At 43.8% G+C, this 19,344-nt stretch carries 13 protein-coding genes; 5 read left to right on the forward strand and 8 right to left on the reverse strand.

Features of this window, described 5'->3' with window-relative positions:
* Nucleotides 1-787 precede the first annotated feature (787 nt).
* The 3 genes from DSL64_RS23795 to DSL64_RS23805 form a co-directional block, all read right to left on the reverse strand.
* Complete coding sequence (locus tag DSL64_RS23795; RefSeq protein WP_115833458.1) at nucleotides 788-1,798, reverse strand: LLM class flavin-dependent oxidoreductase; 1,011 nt, start codon at nucleotides 1,796-1,798, stop codon at nucleotides 788-790.
* A 318-nt stretch (nucleotides 1,799-2,116) separates the two neighbouring features.
* On the reverse strand, nucleotides 2,117-2,800 hold the full coding sequence (locus tag DSL64_RS23800; protein ID WP_115833459.1) for an alpha/beta hydrolase: 684 nt from the start codon (nucleotides 2,798-2,800) through the stop codon (nucleotides 2,117-2,119).
* An 85-nt stretch (nucleotides 2,801-2,885) separates the two neighbouring features.
* The gene (locus DSL64_RS23805) at nucleotides 2,886-3,635 is read right to left on the reverse strand and encodes an NUDIX hydrolase (RefSeq protein WP_115833460.1); all 750 of its coding nucleotides are present in this window, start codon (nucleotides 3,633-3,635) and stop codon (nucleotides 2,886-2,888) included.
* Between the two features lie 139 nt (nucleotides 3,636-3,774).
* Between DSL64_RS23805 and DSL64_RS23810 the strand changes: the two genes are divergently transcribed.
* Entirely contained in the window at nucleotides 3,775-5,409 is a 1,635-nt protein-coding gene (locus DSL64_RS23810; protein ID WP_115833461.1) for a carboxylesterase/lipase family protein, read from the forward strand.
* Between the two features lie 118 nt (nucleotides 5,410-5,527).
* Here DSL64_RS23810 and DSL64_RS23815 read toward each other — a convergent pair whose 3' ends face one another.
* Together DSL64_RS23815 and DSL64_RS23820 are read right to left on the reverse strand one after the other, a co-directional pair.
* Nucleotides 5,528-5,719 carry a hypothetical protein gene (locus tag DSL64_RS23815; RefSeq protein ID WP_115833462.1) on the reverse strand — a complete coding sequence of 64 codons (192 nt, stop codon included), beginning with the start codon at nucleotides 5,717-5,719 and terminating at the stop codon, nucleotides 5,528-5,530.
* Nucleotides 5,720-5,728: 9 nt separating this feature from the next.
* Nucleotides 5,729-5,977, reverse strand: coding sequence for a DUF1223 domain-containing protein (locus DSL64_RS23820; RefSeq protein WP_115833463.1), 249 nt, complete (start codon nucleotides 5,975-5,977; stop codon nucleotides 5,729-5,731).
* A 270-nt stretch (nucleotides 5,978-6,247) separates the two neighbouring features.
* Between DSL64_RS23820 and DSL64_RS23825 the strand changes: the two genes are divergently transcribed.
* The 4 genes from DSL64_RS23825 to DSL64_RS23840 all read left to right on the forward strand — a co-directional run bounded on the left by DSL64_RS23825 (nucleotide 6,248) and on the right by DSL64_RS23840 (nucleotide 13,649).
* Nucleotides 6,248-8,665 carry a TonB-dependent receptor gene (locus DSL64_RS23825; RefSeq protein ID WP_199539488.1) on the forward strand — a complete coding sequence of 806 codons (2,418 nt, stop codon included), beginning with the start codon at nucleotides 6,248-6,250 and terminating at the stop codon, nucleotides 8,663-8,665.
* A gap of 15 nt (nucleotides 8,666-8,680) precedes the next feature.
* Complete coding sequence (locus tag DSL64_RS23830) at nucleotides 8,681-9,901, forward strand: DUF4374 domain-containing protein (protein WP_115833465.1); 1,221 nt, start codon at nucleotides 8,681-8,683, stop codon at nucleotides 9,899-9,901.
* Complete coding sequence (locus tag DSL64_RS23835; protein ID WP_229217208.1) at nucleotides 9,898-11,142, forward strand: PepSY-associated TM helix domain-containing protein; 1,245 nt, start codon at nucleotides 9,898-9,900, stop codon at nucleotides 11,140-11,142. The genes DSL64_RS23830 and DSL64_RS23835 overlap by 4 nt, the downstream gene beginning before the upstream one ends.
* Nucleotides 11,143-11,207: 65 nt before the next feature.
* A complete protein-coding gene (locus DSL64_RS23840) occupies nucleotides 11,208-13,649 on the forward strand; it encodes a TonB-dependent receptor (protein ID WP_115833466.1) in 2,442 nt (813 codons plus the stop codon).
* A gap of 75 nt (nucleotides 13,650-13,724) precedes the next feature.
* Here DSL64_RS23840 and DSL64_RS23845 read toward each other — a convergent pair whose 3' ends face one another.
* The 3 genes from DSL64_RS23845 to DSL64_RS23855 form a co-directional block, all read right to left on the reverse strand.
* Nucleotides 13,725-16,589, reverse strand: a complete 2,865-nt coding sequence (locus DSL64_RS23845) for a PVC-type heme-binding CxxCH protein (protein ID WP_115833467.1) — start codon at nucleotides 16,587-16,589, stop codon at nucleotides 13,725-13,727.
* 75 nt (nucleotides 16,590-16,664) lie between these two features.
* Nucleotides 16,665-17,954: a hypothetical protein gene (locus DSL64_RS23850; protein WP_115833468.1), complete on the reverse strand. Its 1,290-nt coding sequence runs from the start codon at nucleotides 17,952-17,954 to the stop codon at nucleotides 16,665-16,667.
* Between the two features lie 106 nt (nucleotides 17,955-18,060).
* Entirely contained in the window at nucleotides 18,061-19,317 is a 1,257-nt protein-coding gene (locus DSL64_RS23855; RefSeq protein ID WP_115833469.1) for a DUF2264 domain-containing protein, read from the reverse strand.
* Nucleotides 19,318-19,344 lie beyond the last annotated feature (27 nt).

Genomic DNA, 19,344 nt, shown 5'->3' on the forward strand with positions numbered 1-19,344 from the left:
GGTTACCTAGAAACAGGTACCTTTACTGGCTCGATCTAGTTTTTGGTGATCGTCTTACATTAAATAGGTAGTTCTAATTGCTTAGAAATGATTTTATTATCCTTGATACTAACTGAAGGTTTTATATTCTCGTAGCAGATTTCATACAGAATGCGGGTATAACCGTATTATGTTTTGAGAACTGGTTAGAGTAATTGTTGAAGGTAGATATACTCTGCTAAGCGGAGAGGGTTTTAGAAAGTGTTCCGGTATTTTCTATTGCTTTTACAGGCGATCAGTTATTACCTTCAAAAGCCAGTGAGTTATCAGTTTAGCCTGACCAAAGATATGTCGTAATTACCTCAATATAAGCTAATTGCTTGGTTTATTCAGATCCCTGCATCTCACAGTGCGGAAACACTCCACGAAAATGGTAGTGCAGAACTTCCTTAAGAAAGCCTGCATTTGGATATTAGTAATCACGTTGTTACTTTAGAGGTGGATTGATACCTGCTGATGTCGGTAATGATTAAGGTATTTATTGGGGAATTTTGATTAGCGGGAGAATCGTGGGAGATTTAAACCAAGAGTTGCAATGCGTTGATTATTAATTTTTTACGTTTTGGGCTCGAATCTCTTCCTCTCTGCAAAATGCCGTTTGAAGAAATTCAAGCGGCATTTTCCGTATAGCGGACAATACGCGGGACAAAATTAGATACGTTTGGTATGGAAACAAGCCCATAATAAGAAGCACTCAGCCATCAAGCTAAGTGCTTCTTATTCATATTATAAATCCAGGGAACTACTTTTAGCCTTCTTGTTGCGCCTGCTTCAAAACCTCATAGCTATGAATACGCGCCTGCGGATCGTAGATGTGACTGGTCACCATGAGCTCATCAAGTTGCGTACGCTGTTGAAAATACGTCAGATCTTTACTGATTTTATCTTTGTCGCCGATAAAAGTGTATTTCATCATTTGCATCACCGCAGCTTCCTCATAGTCGCTCCATAGTCCATCCATACTATCCACCGGTTGCTGCAAAGCACGTCTTTTACCTGTAATAATTCCGGTAGCCAATTGCAGAAATGAAGTAGCGAGCCGCTCGGCTTCACTGTTTGTATCTGCCGCAATCACATTCACACATGCCATCACATAAGGTTGAGCAAGGTGTTTTGATGGCCTGAAATTGTTACGGTAAAGTTGAATTGCGGTAAGAAAATGATTAGGCGCAAAGTGGCTTGCAAATGCATAAGGCAATCCCAGGTGGGCAGCCAAATGCGCACTATCAGGACTCGAACCTAATATCCAGATCGGAACATCCAACCCCTCTCCGGGAATCGCCCGCACCTTTGCATTGCTATTGTCCTTTGAAAAATAGGTTTGCAATGCCATTATATCGTCAGGAAAATCTTGCACCGATTCCATATAGTTTCGCCTGAGCGCTCGTGCTGTAACCTGGTCTGTTCCTGGTGCACGACCAAGTCCCAGATCAATCCGGTCGGGGTATAGCGACGCAAGCGTACCAAATTGCTCGGCTACGATCAACGGTGCATGATTCGGTAACATAATACCTCCGCTCCCAACTCTGATTGTTTTCGTGCCTCCGGCAATATAGCCAATCAATACTGAGGTCGCTGAGCTGGCAACACTTTCCATGTTGTGGTGCTCGGCAAGCCAATAGCGGTTGTAGCCAAGCTCTTCCACGCGCTGTGCGAGCCTCAGACTATTTTTGAACGTTACACCTGCATCATTTCCCTCTGTTATTGGGGCAAGATCCAGAATGGAAAAAGGTATATTTTGAATTAGTTTGTCTGCCATATCGAATTATAAACTGCAAGAATACTTCTATTAAAAAGCATTTATTCAGTTTATGAGTTCCTGAACGCGGCTATCCCCTGACATAGTAACTTACCGCAACAAGCAAAACTATTACCCTGCCATTCTTTTATACTCATCGAAATATTGATTCAAAAACAGCACCACACACCCCGCCGCATCGCTCCAGTACTCAAAATTGTGCGCACCAGGCTGTTCAAGATAACTATGGTCTACTGTGAGTTGGCTGAGCTGTTGGTGTAATGCTCTGTTGTAGGACAAAAAAGGATCCGACTCGCCGCAAGTTAAGATCAGGTGCTGTTACGTGAACTGATATTGCGCACAGTTCGACAAAATATCATAACTCTTCCAGTCTGCCACATCAATCAATTGATCTATCCCAAAACCTTTCATATATGGCTCAATGGAAACAGCTCCGCACATACTTCCTATAGCACCAAATTTTGATGAGTATTTACCACCCACGCGTAACGAGCCGTAACCACCCATGCTCCATCCCATTATCGCCCTGGCAAAACGGCTTTTAATAGTTGGATAATTCAGGTCAATATAAGCAGGCAGCTCCTCTCCCAGAAAACTTTCATACTGCACGTTCTTTTGTTTGTTACTATTCAGATACCATTTATCATAGCCGCCATCGGGAATAACAAAAACAATTTGGTACAGATCTGCCAATTTTCTTAACGAGGGAATATCCACCTGAATGGTTCTGATCGGATTGCCGCTATAGCCATGTAACACATAGACAGAAGGGTAGCTCCCCCCCTTTTCCGGTTTGATGACCAGCGTAAAAATCTGTTTGTTTATCGATGTAGAGTGTACTTGAAGGGTATCCACCTTCGAAGCATCAGCTTCTAACCTAATCAATAGCATCGATAACAGAACCAACCTGATCCCAAGTCTGTGCGGCGATGTGATTTTCACAATGTTTGAAAATACACTTTTGTTTACAGTCTCAAAAATCTCTTTTGTCAATGTTTTCATATCCTGTGGTTTGTTCAGGATGCAAACTTAAACGTGAGAAATCTGAGAATACTTAACATATGTTGAGGGGAAACTTCTTCTCTTTCTAATTCCCCTTCACAAACTGATACAAATAAGGTGCTTTGTGCGCCCCTCCGCTATACTGCTTTTCTAACCTCTCCAGTATGCCAAGCCCCAGTACCTTTCGCTGAAAACCGGAGCGTCTCAACTTTTGGCCCAGAATCGTTTCATATAATTTCTGAAGTTCGCGCATAGTAAACGACTCAGGAAGCAAAGGTGCAGCCCAGCTATCATTCCCACCCAGTTTTCTGTCAAGATCTGCCCTAAGCGTATCCAGCGCTTTCTGAATAATTGCCTGGTGATCCAGCATCAGCTGGGGCAGATTTTCCAATGTATACCAAACGCAGGTATCTGAAAGTGTATCGGGAACCGGAGCGGCTTTGCTGAAATCGATAAGCGCATAATAACCTACTGAAACGAAACGGCGTAAAAGCCAGTGATCATCAGCCGGATTCATCCCTTTAGCCTGCATAATGGTTCGTAGGGGAACCTTGTCGTAACGGGCCAAATCTCCGAAAGTATAAAACTGATCAAGGTAGATATCCGCAAGTCCTGTTCGCTCATGCAGCACGCGTCGGGCTGCATCGTTCAAATTTTCACTTTCTCTGATGAACCCTCCTGGCAGTGCACAAAGCGTAGTGTTACGGTATTCAAGCAAAAGAATTTTGAGCTGATCCTGATCAAATCCAAAAATCACAAAATCCATAGCCAATCCGGGTAAGTAGCCAATTCCCCGTGAATTCTGATGTAGTTGGTTTTCTTTATGTTCACTCATTATAGTAAAATAAGATGTGCAAGTTAGAAAAAAGAAAGATTGTCAAAAGATTTATTTATTATTGTCCCACAATGAGACAATATTGATTTAGTGATCCGATTGTCGTAATTAAATAGCACCTATTCTTCATAAGACTTAAATGAAAACTATTTTTATTACTATGTTGCTCGCTATGCAAATGTTGCATACAGCCACTGCCCAATCCGTTAAAACGGCATCCGCGCCACAAGCCAAAACTGCTAACGGTCTGGTTGAAGGCGTCACTGAATCATCCGGAGTCCGCTCATTTAAGGGGATTCCATTCGCAGCGCCACCTGTAGGTTCGTTAAGATGGCGTGAACCACAACCGGTTAAAAACTGGCAGGGAATCCGAAAAACGAACAAATTTGGTCCACGTGCCATGCAAAATGCAGTATTTGGAGACATGGGTTTCCGCTCAGATGGCATGAGTGAAGACTGTCTGTACCTAAATGTATGGACACCTGCGAAATCGGCCACCGAGAAACTGCCTGTACTTGTGTATTTCTACGGCGGAGGATTTATAGCAGGTGATGGCTCAGAGGGTCGTTACGACGGAGAGAGTATGGCAACCAAAGGTATTGTGAGCCTCACTGTCAACTACCGCCTGGGTGTGTTCGGCTTTTATGCTTCTGAAGCGCTGACCAAGGAATCGCCTCACAACGCTTCCGGCAATTATGGATATCTGGATCAGGCAGCAGCTCTGGCCTGGGTGAAACAGAATATTGCAGCTTTTGGCGGTGATCCAAACCGTGTTACGATTGCAGGAGAATCAGCTGGTTCGCTTTCTGTGAGTGCATTGATGGCCTCTCCGCTGTCTAAAAACCTTTTCTCGGCAGCCATCGGCGAAAGCGGCTCAGTCTTGGGTACACTACCACCGGTGCAATTGACTCAGGCAGAGCAGGCAGGAGCCAAATTCAACGAGCAGCTGGGTAAGAAAACACTTGCAGAAATGCGTGCTATACCTGCTGAAGAATTATTGAAGGCTACTGCAGGATCAGGCGTCCCCCGATTCTCTTCTGCTGTGGACGGATACTTTTTCCCTGAAGCCCCTTTGAAAATATTCCAAGAAGGAAAACAGTCTCAGGTACCTTTACTTGCAGGTTGGAACACGGAGGAAATGAATTTCAGAATGGTTTTAGGCAAAGAGGAACCTAATTTGGAAAACTACAAAAAGGCGGTTCAGAAACTATATGGTGAGCAAGCCGACAAGATTCTAAAGGAATACTCAGCCAGCTCCGACGCTGAAGTGGAGCAGGTGGCGACCGATCTTGCAGGTGATCGTTTTATTGGGTTCGGGACCTGGAAATGGATAGATCTCCAAAGCAAAACAGGTGGCGACAAACCGGTATACCGCTATCTTTATGGCCGCCCACGTCCTGCTATGAGTGCTGAGATAGGAAATGTAACAGCAAACCTTGCAGGTGGGGTTTCCAAAAGTACGGAAGCCAGCAAAGCGCCATTGCCAAAAGGGGCAGTACACTCTGCGGAAATCGAATATGCCATGGGAAATCTTTCACACAATAAGGTCTATGCCTGGACGCCGGACGACCATAAAGTGTCGGCAACGATGCAGGATTACTTTGTCAACTTTATCAAAAAAGGAGATCCAAACGGAAAAGGTTTGCCGCAATGGACAGCCGTCAAAAAAGACGCAAACGCGGCCTACATGTATCTGGATGTGAACAGCAGCTTAAAAACGGAAAAGCATAGAGGGCGTTACATTTTATTGGAGGAAATAGCTGGTAAAAATTAACCGCTTCTTCATTGCAAACTTCTCTGAAAAACAACAATGCAGTGGCTGGCGCAATCTTGCCACTGCATTATATTAACAGTAATTACCTAACTGAATATACTCGTTAAGGCTAAGTATTTTACGTTATTTTTAATCGGTTCGCTGCCAGAATATTACCTGACTTTTTATTCTGAACCAGTCCTAATACTTCCCAGTCTTCTGCCGAAAACCCCTCCGGTAACCCGACAATAACCTCTCCTCTTCCGGAGTTATCCAGTGCAAAAGAGCGCAACACTCTTACAATCTGCGCGTGGCGTAATGTTCTGCCCATGTTCCCACCTCATTTGATATGCCGTTCTGCCTGTTTCTGTACCACCGCAATCACCAATTCCGAACTCTCGATTTTTCCAGAAACCTGATAGGTAATAGCCATTTTCCCTTCGTGTCGCTCACCATTCAATTTCAGAGAATTGCCTGGCGTATTCTGAAAACTACTAATCAGAGCTTTGGCTACTGCCACCTGATCTGATCCAACAAATTCCGCTTTCCCATTAACAACAACCTGTGGCGTATAAACCTGACTTTGCAACCGTCAGGCTTGTCGAAGCCCGGGAGTGAAGACATCAGAATTCCGCTCGAATATACAGTAAAAACTGGCACGCGAACACATAAAACATCCTATTTCTAAAAATTTCACATTTTATTTTAATGTATTTAATTTACTCAAAATCAAATATTTAAATCATCATTATTAGTTAACAAAAATGAACCTTATCTAAAATTACCAATATTTTTCTCCCTCGACCTTCGGGATAAAAGTGCCTGCGCTACTTCCATAGAGTAAGTAATATAAAACTTTATGGATTTAAAATTACGCAGTAAGTCTACCCGATTCATTTTTACCTCTATCCTACTGCTGTACTCATTGCAGAGTATGGCTCAGCTCTACGTTCACGGAACCATCAAAGGGATTTCGGGAGAAGGAATTCCCGGTGTTGCGGTTCAGATCAAAAATTCATCACGGGGCGAACATACCGACGCTGACGGTAAGTTTCGTATTAATGGTCTTAAATCCGGAACCTATCAACTTTTGTTTTCGGCAGTAGGATATAAGAATCACCAACGGGACGTGACGCTGAAAAGCGGACAAAATCAGGAAGTGCTGATCGTGATGGAAGAAAACTCACAGCATCTGAATGAAGTCCGCGTTGTTGGGAAAACAGAAAGCAGAGCACTTAAGGAAGGAGCCTATAACGTCAATGCACTTGATACGAAGGCATTTGCGAATACATCTTCCGACATTAACCAGGTGCTTAACCGTATGAGTGGTGTCAGGATACAGGAAAGTGGTGGTTTGGGTTCCGACTTTCGGTTTTCATTGAACGGCCTCTCCGGAAACCATATTAAGTTTTTCATCGATGGAATACCCATGGAGTCATTCGGAGGAGGTTTGTCGTTGAATAACATACCCGTCAATCTTGCCGAAAGAATAGAAGTGTATAAAGGTGTTGTTCCAGCTTACCTGGGGTCGGATGCACTGGGTGGTGCTGTCAATATAGTTACCAAAGGCAAAGGTAACAACAAGCTGGACGCAAGCTATTCCATCGGTTCGTTTAACACCCACCGTGCAGCCCTTTCAGGAAGTTACACTGCTCCTAAATCCGGAATTACGGTCAACATCAGCTCTTACTACAATTTTTCTGACAACAACTACTGGATGCGGAATAATCCTGAGGCGAATGTAAAATTACAGGTAATTGAAGATGGTAAATTCGTTGTAAAAGATCGTCTCAGACGTTTTCACGATGGTTTTGAATCCTATATGGGACAAATTGAAGTGGGGATATCCAACAAAAAATGGGCGGATGTATTTGTTCTGGGTTTGACACATACGAATACCTACAAAGAGCGCCAGACGGGCGCTACCCAGGATAAAGTTATCGGAGAGATGACCAACAAAAGCCATAACACGGTACCCTCCCTGCGTTACCGCAAAGACGATTTATTTGTTAAAGGACTTGCATTAAGGGCTTTTGCTAATATTTCGAATGACAAATCGGTGGTTACCGATACAAGTTCGAGAACCTGGTATCAGTGGAACGGAATTCCTGATCGTGTAAATCAAACCAGCGGAGAATTAAACGTAAACAAGTCTATCACGCATCTTACGGGAGGAAATGCACTTGCCCAGCTCAACCTGAACTATGCGCTGACACCAGACCACATGTTCAACCTGAACTATAACTACAATGCTTCATTCAGGGAAAGTTACAATGAGATTGACCCCTATAATCACTCTTACGACCGGTCAAACCGCCTGAACAAGAAGATTCTGGGTTTTACCTACCAACAGGATTTCTTTGATTCAAGGCTATCTAATAGCTTCTTTGTTAAACATTTCGGATTTTCAGGTAAGGTAATCGGTACCGACAGTTCAGTATCCAAAGAGCACTCCAGCTACTGGGGATATGGCGGGGCTTCCCGATTCAAACTGACAGAAGGAACGGGTATTAAAGCTTCGTATGAATATGCGCTTCGGTTGCCAGGACTGATCGAACTGTACGGAAATGCGGAAGAGGTGATTGGAAATGCCAATCTCCAACCAGAAAACAGCAACAACTACAACCTTGGCGTGTTTTTCACGAAACGTGTAAATAATCACACGTTCTTCGCAGAAGCCTCAGCATTTTACCGTAACACCAAAAACTATATCTATTCGATGCCTGCATTAAGCTCCGTAGGTGGTGATTTCTCTATGTACTACAACGCAGGAGGTATCAAAATCAATGGGTTTGAAGCAGATTTGAGATATGAGTACTTCCGCTTACTCAGCTTTTCTGTGAATATGAGTTACATGAACGCGGTGGACCGGGAACGCTACGTGCGGGGAACCAACCGCGAAAAGATCACCTACCTGAGCCGCATTCCGAACCAGCCGTGGCTTTACGGTAGCACGGATTTTAATATCGGAAAAAGTGATCTGTTCGGGAAAGGCACCCGCCTGCAGTTCAACTGGTTTACACAATTCATCAACAGCTACTCGCTCAGCTGGTCGAAACTGGGTAATAAGTCCACCAAGGATTATATACCAGTTCAATTCATTCAGAATGTTGGAATTACCTACTCTTTGAAATCGGGCAGATACAACATAACTCTTGAAAGCCGCAACCTGACAGATCAGATTGCTTATGACAATTTCAAACTACAAAAACCAGGCCGCTCTTTCTCTCTGAAACTGAGGTACGTGCTCTCTTCTTACAATCTTTTTAATTATTAATCAATTTCTAAATATATGTACAATTCACTTAAACAATGGGTTTCGATCCTGAGCGTATGCTCGTCACTGTTCTTATTCTCCTGTAACGACAAGGAAGGAAACGAAACAGTGACACCATCTACTCCTGGAGAATATGCAGTAATTTTTACCGCAGATAATGGCAACTCATACATGCTTAACGCATCGTCTTTGACAGAGGGTAGCATTTCGGCCGTAGGTAAAGGGACAGATGTAACGAGCATATTTACCTGGGAAGAAAATATTATTCAGAAAGGGCGTGATTTCTATCATCTGGACCCTAACGCAGGAAAATTCGGCAAATACCGTTTTGAAAATGATGTATTATCTACAGTATCAGAAATTGTATTTACAGCTTTTCCGAGTCCATATCTTGGATGGCACGTATGGTTGGACGACAACCAGGTGATGTTCGGACCAAGAAGCTCTAACTTGTACGCGATCGTAAATACATCTACAATGACGCTTGTAAAAACGGGAGAGTTTGAAAAAACAGGTATTCCGGCTGACCATAGCAGGAGAATTTTCTCTGCCATTCCAAAAGGCAACAAGCTGCTGATCGGATATGGTTTGTATAATGAAGTGACTAAGGTTCACTACGACTCTTCTTACATGGCGGTGATGGATTTCCCAACACTTACTAACCTTACTGTTACAAGTAAAGATGGTCGCTCGGCGCCTATTGGTGCACTGCGTAACGGGTACTTCAGCCAGTTCAGCGAAGGTGGAAACACTTACGTATTGACACACCCTATCGCACTGGGTGCCAATAAGCCGGCCATGCCAACAGGTTTTTATCGCGTGAAGGACGGCAGCTACGAAATCGATCCGGGTTACTTCTTCAATGTTTCAGCAATTCGCAACGGAGACAAGCAGCTGGGTGTTGGTTACCTTGGCAATGGCAAAGCACTTCTCATCAGTGCACATGATGCAGAAACAAACGTAAAAGAATGGAACGACTGGTGGTATGCTTCTATGTGGGAATACCTGGTTGTAGATGTGAATACGCAACAGGTAGTTAAAAAACTTGATCTTCCTTATGTACTCAATTCACGTTCGGCAGTAGTCCATGAGGGAAGTGCCTATATCGCGGTTAATGACCCTAATGCAGATGCCATTTACGTGTGGGAATACAATAGTGAAAAAGATACTTTCACCAAAGGGTTGAAAATTGAAGGAGGTAGTGACAACACACCTACTCTGTTCAAACTGAATTGATTTTTTTTCAGTCGGCAGCGCCACTTACCAAAGTTGGTGTGGAGCTGCCGATGTTGTACCTGAGCAAAATTATGTTTACTAAAATAAATGCATGGATACACCTGTGGCTCGGATTATTTTCCGGCATAGTGGTGATCATTCTCAGCGTGACAGGATGTTTGCTGGTGTTTCAACAGGAAATATCCGATATTATCTATCCGTGGCGATCTGTAGAGGCGCGTACCAGTGAAGAACAACTACCTCCCTCAGAGATATTTAAGGCAGTTAAGGCTTACGTTCCGGACAAAGAAATACAAAGCATCTGGTATTACGGTCTTGATAAATCCGTAAAAGTTAATCTCAAATCAGATTCTATTCTTTATGTAAATCCCTATACGGCCGAAATGCTCGCCTTTAAGGATCATGAAGATTTCTTCCACGAAATAGATGAGGGACATCGTCACCTGTGGCTTCCTCCCAAATACGGCGACCCGATTGTGGGCTGGGGTACGTTCATTTTCTTTATTTTAACCCTAAGCGGGCTCATACTTTGGTTTCCAAAGAAATGGAGCAAAGCAAATATCAATAAAAGTTTCAAGATCAAGTGGAAGGCCAGTTTTAAAAGGGTTAACTATGACTTGCATAATGTATTGGGTTTTTACAGCTTGCTTCTGGCGTTGATTATTGCCATTTCTGGTCTTGTGATGAGCTTTCAATGGGCGCGTAAAAGTGTATACTGGCTTAGTGGCGGAGTGAACAAACCTCGCAAGGAACGCCGGAATGAGCCAAAGGAAGAAAAACCAGTTATCACGATGAAAGAGGCTTTGTTGATGCAAAAGACCGACCAGATATGGAACAAGGTCCGTAAGGAGTATGCTATCTACAATAAGGAAGAAGTTATTATTGGTTATCCGAAAGATGCAAGTGAACCCTTGTACACCTGTACAGATATGATTTACGGTTCGTGGCGCTATATCTATTTTGACTTACAAACCATGCTGCCAACCAAAGGTACCCAGACGCCTTTAAGCGAAGAGAAGGCTGCCGACTGGATTATGCGGGCGAACTATGGAATCCACACCGGTCTCATTCTGGGAACAACAAGTAAAATACTCTATTTCCTTGCAAGTCTGGTCTGTGCCAGCTTACCGATCACCGGATTCTACATTTGGTGGGGAAGACGAAAAAAGGATAAATCCAAAAAGATCAGAACCAGCAAGACAGGGATTGCTACCGTCGATCCGGGATTAGCAGCCAGATAGTTTACGTTGGCCTTCATCGTCTACCTTTGTGCATGGTTTAAACGCCGGCATCACTAACAAAACATATGAACAAATACTACCGAATTTATACTGTTTTCTCACTGCTGTTTTGCAGTCATATTCTGGTTGGACAGGCATCCAAAACGCCTTATCTTGTGAAAGGTAACGTCTCCGACTCAACCACAAAAAAGACGATTGAGTTTGCCACCATCAGTATTCTTGATGCTGAACAAAAAGTGATAGCACTCACCTACTCTGATGAAAATGGCAATTTCAAATCGTCCGATATTTCGGAAGGAAGCTATTTCATTAACCTTTCATTTGTGGGATATGGACAGAAGAATCTTCTTTTCAAAATCAGCAGCCAGAAACCAGTTTTTGATTTTGGTAACATATTACTTAATTCCCGGGTAAACCAGCTACAGACCGTTACGGTCACAGGTAGTAAACAACTTGTAGAGCAGCAGCCTGGTATGTTAATCTATAATGCTGAAAAAGACATCAGCAACAATGGTGGTACTGCTGCAGACGTACTGCGCAAGGCTCCTATCCTTAATGTGGATGCGGCTGGCAATGTATCCATGCGGGGTAATTCCAATCTCAGGATACTTATTAATGGCAAGTATTCCGGTCAGATGGCAAGAAGCCCGGGAGATGCATTGAATATGATGCCGGCCGGATCTATCAAGTCGGTGGAAGTAATCACAAGCCCCTCTGCCCGTTACGATGCTGAAGGTGCTGCCGGGGTGATCAACATTATTACTAAAAAAGGACAACAGAGTGTAAGCGGAACTGTAGAAGTTGTAGGTGGAAATCTGGAGCAGGCAATTAATCCAAGACTTTCTGTTAACCGGGATAAATGGAATATCAATTCCACTTTGCACTTGCACCGTTTCCGTAACAAAGAATTAACCGAACTTGACCGCACTACACTTGAAAATGGCCGCCCAACAGGACGCCTTTACCAGGAAATCACAAAAGACAATACCAATCCGCACAGCTCGGGTGATATACAGATTGAATATACCCCCGACTCTCTAAACCTCTTCAATTTTTCTGTGAATGGCTGGTTGGGCAGATGGCCTGACAACAGTACACAACGTAACCGCCGATTCTCTGCAGATGACGCGTTACTCGAAGAATATCAGCAATCGGCCACAACACAAGCTCCCAGCAAAGGGTTCGATTTGAACCTGGGTTATACCCATAAGTTCAGAAAACCGGGAGAAGAACTTTACCTGATGGCACAGCACAACCGCTCAACCGATGATTTCAATTATATTTCCTCTCAAACAGGACTTGAAAGAAATCTTCTTTTCAGGGAAACAAACGACAACCGTACTAACAATAATGAGTGGACTTTCCAGACTGATTACATTTTACCGCTGGACAAATCAGGACAACATGCCCTTGAAACGGGATTGAAAGCAATACTTAGAAATGGTGGAACGAACTACAATGTACAGGAGAGCAGCGACAGCAATCCGGATGTATTGGTTCCGATTGGTTCACGATCGGATCAGTTCGACTACAGGCAGGATGTAGTGGCTGCTTATGGGCAACTCAAACTCAAATGGAAAAATGGTTGGGCTTTACATGCAGGAGCAAGAATGGAAGGCACCTTTCTGGAAGGCAAACAACGCATACAGAATACTTCTTTCAATAATGAATTCTGGAATTTTGTACCAAGCGCAACACTATTCCGAAAACTCAATGCAAACAACAACCTTACGTTGAGTTATACCAAAAGAATATCAAGACCATCGCTATGGGATTTGAATCCGAATGCAAATAGCCAGGATCAGAATAATATCACTGTCGGTAATCCACGCCTCAGACCTGAGGAAGTTAATCAGACTGAATTTACTTATGCATTACAGACTGACAATGATGTTTTTCTCAACTTCTCTTTATTTACCCGCAAGACCAATAATTCAATAGAAAGTGTGGTTTCAATAGGAGATAATGGTGTTGCCACAACTTCGAAGCAAAATCTTGCATCCAATGCGCAGCATGGGCTTAACTTTTCAACCTCCTTCCCTATTTTACCAGGGTGGAAGTTCAATAGCAATGCCAATGTGAGATATGCCAAATTCCAAAGTGGTGCGCTAAATATCAGTAATGATGGTATTGCCTGGGGAATTAACCTGAATAGCAGCTGGAAACTTCCGAAAAACTTCAGCGTTCAGGTATATGGTGATTACGATGCCAAGAGCGTGACCCTGCAAGGATATGAGTCGTCCTGGTTGTACTACAGTTTCTCTGCAAAAAAGGAAATTCCCTCTAAAAAGCTGACTGTTACGCTGACAACAGTAAGTCCGTTTGGTCAATACATTTCACGAACAGATGTGGTACGGGCTTCAGATTTCAATTCGACGCTCAACAATCGCTACATGATGCGCTCAGTGAGACTGTCTCTGAACTGGGAATTCGGAGGTTTGATTAAAGGTACGCAATCAAGAAAAATCAGTAACGATGATCAGAAAAATGTGAAATCGGGAGGATAACCAAATCCTCAGCAGGAAGACAAAAGGACGTGCAAAGCAATCTTTCACGTCCTTTTCCTATATCTCTTCTCCAAACTATTTATCCAGGTATTTACCAATCAGCATAATACTTTCATGCTGATTATGAGAGCCGCTTTTTACTAATTTCTCATTTAGTTCTTTTAATGCCTTTTTAGAATCTACTGAGCCAATCTCTCCGATTCTCTGAATAGCAAAAGGCAACATTTTAGGAAACACGGATTTCTCTGCAATAGCAAGTGTACGGCTGGCATCCAGTGCCGCCAGAGGTTCAAGTCCGTACCAAACCATTAATGGAAGATTATGATCATCCTTATCCTCCACTTTGGAAGCCAGTGCCTCCATTACTTCCCAGCGAGATGCGATGTCGATACGCTGCATGGAAGCAACTAGATACAGTCTCACTAGGGCAGATTCTTCATTCTTTGCCATTTCAGCAAACTTTTTAAGTGCATTTACTGAAACAATTTTATCCTCTACGATCAGCTGAACAGCCCAGCTTCGGATATATTCATCCTTATCATTTAGTAATGCTTCTAATTCTTTATCATTAATCCCACCTGTAACATGGAGTGTCCATAACGCACGAAGTTTGCGGGTTACGTCCGGATTGCTATTCAGTATTTCCCAAAGCGCTTTATGTACTTTCTTGTTGGCTCCGCGTTGTTGTAGTATTGTGCGCGCCAGCCTTACATACCATTCATTGGCATGAAGCTGATATGCAACCAATTCTTTGTCCGTCGCTTTGGACAAATCCACTTTCACCCACTTGTCATTGTCATGAGTAATTTTAAAAATCCGGCCCATGGTTTTATCATGTACATCCGGATTGGGGCTATGGCACTGGTTTTTATCGTACCAGTCAATCGCATAAACCGAGCCGGAAGGATCATACTTCATATTCAGCCACTGTGACCAGCTGTCGTTCATCGCAAGAAAATCGGGCTGGTGAGTGGCTATATAACCCGACCCTTTTCTTGTCAATTGGTCAATATTAAGCCTGGCCCCATTGATGTTATTCATAAAAATCTGGTTTCGATATACCTCGGGCCAGCTGTTGCCACCCAGGTATATCATCGCCCCTGCATGCGCATGGCCACCACCGGCTGAAGCTGACCTGAAATTACCCGCATGTGGTCCTCGCTCTCCCACCCAGTGTACATGGTCAGCTATGGTTTTGATGTCATCAAAAGTATAAGGATTGAAATGATTGCCGGCCTGACGCTGGTAGCGTGCTCCTTGTATGACATGATACATATGCGGAATCACACAAACCGTAATGAACGGATGACCGTAATCATTGAAATCGATACCCCATGGATTGCTGCTTCCTTCCGCAAAAACTTCAAACGTATGTTTCGAAGGATGATACCGCCATACACCCGCGTTAATTTTGACTCTGTCTTTATCAGCAGCACCGGGCTTTCCAACATTTGAATGCGTAAATACACCATGTGTTCCATACAGCCAGCCGTCGGGTCCCCACCTGAGGTTGTTGAGCACTTCATGCGTATCCTGGGTTCCCCATCCGTCGAGAAGTTTCTGAACCGGACCAGCTGGTTTATCATTTTTTTCATCAATAGGTATAAAGAGCAGATACGGTGCTGCACCAAGCCAGACACCTCCCATACCTACCTCTATCCCGCTTACGAGGTTGAGTCCTTCTGCAAAAACTTTTCTGCTATCCAGTGTACCATCGCCATTGGTATCTTCAAATATTAAGATGCGATCCCTTCCCTGTCCCTCTGGTGCCGGCACAGGATAGGTATGTCCTTCCACCACCCACAGTCTGCCCCTCGAATCTATCGTAAAACTGATTGGGCGTACAATATCAGGCTCTGCAACTGCTAATGTTACTTTGAAACCCGGTGGAGGCGTCATCGCTTTGGCCGCATCTTTTCCTGAGAGGCCGGCATTCAAAACGAGATCCAGCGGTGGGAGTATGATAATATCCTGTTGCTTTAATTCATTGGGAAATTCAGGACGTGTGTAGTAGAACCTGAAATCGTCAAAATTGATATGTGCCCATTTATCATGCGGGATATAAGGAATTTGAGATATACCGGTCTCGTTATCAATTATTCTGATAAAAATCTGTTTCCCTTGATAGTTTGCCAGATCCACAACCACAGGTTGCAAAGTAGCTCTTCCCTGCCCCGTGATATGAAACAGAACTTCTTGCTTCTCCGCACCTACGAGTTCAACACGGGTATCCTGCAAGGCTCCACCTGATACCCGGAAAGCGGCAAACGGATGAGTTACTGTAAAGGGAGCAGATTGAATCTGACCAGTTAGTTTGGCGTTAGTCGTACCTCCACTGCTCAGAAAATGTTGCCCCTGAAATCCAATGTGCATGTCCTTTTCATGCACAGAAGATGGGTCGGTCGAATAAATTGCATCTTTAAAAGCTTCGCCGGTAGCTGTCCAGTCGGCAGTATTGCCCTTTTCCAAATCCAGATTGAGTACTTTTCCATTTTGTACAGGAAGATATCCCGTCACCATAGTCTCTGAAATCGAACCTTTCACTACCTCGAAACTCCCTACCATACCTGCAATACGATGTCCGGGAACAGAACAGTAATAGGTGTCAGTCTGGTCAGCTGTAAAAACAAGACTCGTACTTGTGCCCTTTTCCAGTATAACCTTACTCTTGACTCCCATTTTTTCCATAGCGATATCATGGGTCATCAGCTCTCCATTTGTGATCGTGATACGAACACGGTCACCCTTATTGGCTTTAAGCGTCGGATTGCGTGCACCATCCTTAGCAAAAAAACCAAGCATAGTGGCTTCCAAAGCATAGTCGCGGTCGAATTTGGCAGTATCCGCTTTGGCCGTTTTACTCTTTTGGGCATGAGCAATACTGAATGTCAGACACGCCAAAACTGACAGAAAAGATTTAAATCTAGAATTAAGGGGCATAGGAGATATAACTTTAATAGAAATATTTGATGTAAAACTATGAAAAAACCAAATATTCCTATTAATCAACTATACCTACTTTTTAGTTCCCGCTCTGCCGGCCTCCAGATAAGGCAGAGTACTTCGCAAAGCGGCGTTATCCAGCAAATTGCTCAAACGAACGGGATCAGGATATGGAATTTGCCCCTGTACCAGGCAACGTTGGTCTCCAGAGGTAAGATACGCCTCTACTCGTTGCTGCTGAATCATTCTATCTTCATGGGATTTGCGCATTGAGTTTAACCCTGACCTGAAACGCTGTCTGTAGCTTCCAAAGAGAGCCGCAAAAAACAGAATCAACAAAAAACCTGGAACATACCTGAATTTTCTATGTGTATAGAAATTCTCCTTCCACCTTATTACAAACCAGGCATTCCCGGCTATCCCCAATGTCAGAAGATCTGTATACCTGGATATGACTTCACCCAACTCGCCACCTCGACCGTAAGCCATTGCCGCAGCTTGTAAGGTGGACCAAACGAAACAACCAGCCATCAATATGTCGGTTTTAGTCAATTTTCTCTTGACAAGACATGAAGTAATAATGATTGCAGCTGGTATCCAGATGACACAGATAATAAGTTTACGCGCCGTTAGTGGCCAGCCGATGTGCCGAACAAAAGATGCAAGAAACTGGCCTACATTTTGCGCGTGGAGTCCAGAGTGCCCGGCAACATACGGCATTAATTTATAGGCTATAAAAGCCATCATCAGAAGTATACTGATGATCAACAAAGCCTGACTTCTCTTGACGGGTAACATCCATTGGTGCATCAGATACACACAGGCAACTGCAATGGGTGTCAATAATCCTGAGGCCATTGTAAAAATGCTTAATACACTCAGTACCAATACGCCCATAACAGCCAAAGGTACGTACGGATATTGCGAGGACAACAACAGAGCTGTTACTGCAAAAAAGCATAAGAAATAGAACTGACTCTGGAATCCAAAAAGGATATTCTCCCATGCAAATGGCAGTGCCACACCTGCAATAAGAACCGGTATAAGTAAGAGTCGCCATCCGATCAAGGCATTGCGATTATACAAATGCCAGATCATGATTAATGGAGCCAGAACACCTAGAAAGATATTTATTCTCGCTTCTATTATATTGCTCCAGGAGCCACTCAATTCGTAGCAAAGCAGGATTAAAATATGACTTGGAATAAGCCAATGTTCGTTTTGAGGATGCCATAAGTCAGATAGCTGGAATGTTCCTTCCAACCATGGGCGTAACAGCCAGTCACCTTCGGCATCCCACTGATCCCAAAAAGGTAATGCCACAGCAAACGATTCTACATAATACCATCTTGGTAAAAGCATGCTCAATGCAATTACCAGATAAAAAAGTGGCCACAAGCTGGACACTCTTATATTGATTTTTTTAAAAGGGTCGAGGATCAAAGGATTTTACTATTATTTGTAAACTTTATTTTAAAGACGCTCCATGGTCATTGTGAAAATCTTCGCCGCTCCATATTTTTTGAGAGCTCCACTTTTCAGCAGCATCAGCCCAGAAAGGATCCGTTTTCGGCAGGCCTAAGGGGAGGAAAATACTGGTTGCCAGATACGGGCTTCCCTGATTGTTATATACATCAGCCAGATCGGGCTGCGAACCGTATAACCCTAACGTCAGCCAGCCATTGGCATAGGTTGTCGGGCTTTCAAGAGTCTTGCGAATAACCGCAGTAAGCGCCCCCCTCACCTGAGCAGGTTTGAGTTCCTGTGGCAACTTACCTGTTACTGCCATATTCGCTAAATGATGAAATGCAGCACCACGATAAATAATAGAGCGACCAGTGGCGGGGAATGTTCCATCACCATTGATCAGACGCTCCTGAATAACCGCGTACCGTTCGTTCCGCTTTCTTATCTTACCAAACATGTTATTATACGCATTGGTTTTCTGACCGATAACATCTGCAATTGCTGTCAGATAGGGATGGATCACATAACTGTTATAATAGTCAAACGCATACGACGTCCCGTCCATGTACATCCCATCTCCTACATACCACTGTTCCAACTGCTGCAAGGCATAATCAACCCGCATCGGGTCCCACTCGTATCCGTATTTGCTGAAAAAGGCTTCGGTCATTGCTGAAAAAAGCAGCCAGTTGGAAAACACCGGCTTGTAGCGGCGCGTACTTCTCAACGCAGTCACCATGCGTTGCTGATCCACAGCTCTGAGGTTTTCCCATAACCACGGAGCTCTCACAAATGCCGCGGCCAGGAAAGACGCATCTACCAACTGTTGCCCCCCCAGGTCAAACCGCATATAGTCTTTTTTCGTGGAGTCCAGAGCGTTGGCTATTCCTTCCAGAGCCCATCTTCTGTATTGATTTCTCAATGCCACCTCATCTGCCGCTCCGCCTTCCAATTGCAACCAAGGCGCTATTCCGCTTAAAACTCTGCCAAGAACCTCCAGGTATTGAACCTGTATCCGCTGCTCCTTATTATCTACTCTGATTGAGGTAACCTGTGGCATAGCGATGCGAAGACTATCATGTGCCAGTGCAGAAAGTACCGGGCGGCACATTTTGTCCATCTCAGCCAGCCAAAAACTACGATCCGAAAGCACCGTCACTGGCTTCTTCTGAATCTTTTTCTTCTGAGCACGGGTTTGCAGGTTCAGATTGAGAAGAAGGACAAAAATAAGGGTCAGACGTAAGAGGTTTGAATTCATGTATTTCATAAGAGAATATGGGATCCG

Source organism: Dyadobacter luteus (assembly GCF_003383615.1).
Taxonomy (GTDB): Bacteria; Bacteroidota; Bacteroidia; order Cytophagales; family Spirosomataceae; genus Dyadobacter; species Dyadobacter luteus.

What these genes read in the sequence shown, in the direction of transcription:
- DSL64_RS23855 (WP_115833469.1), bottom strand. Translation starts at nt 19,317, where the DNA reads ATGAATTCAAACCTCTTACGTCTGACCCTTATTTTTGTCCTTCTTCTC.
- DSL64_RS23795 (WP_115833458.1), bottom strand. Translation starts at nt 1,798, where the DNA reads ATGGCAGACAAACTAATTCAAAATATACCTTTTTCCATTCTGGATCTT.
- DSL64_RS23840 (WP_115833466.1), top strand. Translation starts at nt 11,208, where the DNA reads ATGAACAAATACTACCGAATTTATACTGTTTTCTCACTGCTGTTTTGC.
- DSL64_RS23810 (WP_115833461.1), top strand. Translation starts at nt 3,775, where the DNA reads ATGAAAACTATTTTTATTACTATGTTGCTCGCTATGCAAATGTTGCAT.
- DSL64_RS23815 (WP_115833462.1), bottom strand. Translation starts at nt 5,719, where the DNA reads ATGGGCAGAACATTACGCCACGCGCAGATTGTAAGAGTGTTGCGCTCT.
- DSL64_RS23845 (WP_115833467.1), bottom strand. Translation starts at nt 16,589, where the DNA reads ATGCCCCTTAATTCTAGATTTAAATCTTTTCTGTCAGTTTTGGCGTGT.
- DSL64_RS23805 (WP_115833460.1), bottom strand. Translation starts at nt 3,635, where the DNA reads ATGAGTGAACATAAAGAAAACCAACTACATCAGAATTCACGGGGAATT.
- DSL64_RS23850 (WP_115833468.1), bottom strand. Translation starts at nt 17,954, where the DNA reads ATGCTTTTACCAAGATGGTATTATGTAGAATCGTTTGCTGTGGCATTA.
- DSL64_RS23800 (WP_115833459.1), bottom strand. Translation starts at nt 2,800, where the DNA reads ATGAAAACATTGACAAAAGAGATTTTTGAGACTGTAAACAAAAGTGTA.
- DSL64_RS23830 (WP_115833465.1), top strand. Translation starts at nt 8,681, where the DNA reads ATGTACAATTCACTTAAACAATGGGTTTCGATCCTGAGCGTATGCTCG.
- DSL64_RS23825 (WP_199539488.1), top strand. Translation starts at nt 6,248, where the DNA reads ATGGATTTAAAATTACGCAGTAAGTCTACCCGATTCATTTTTACCTCT.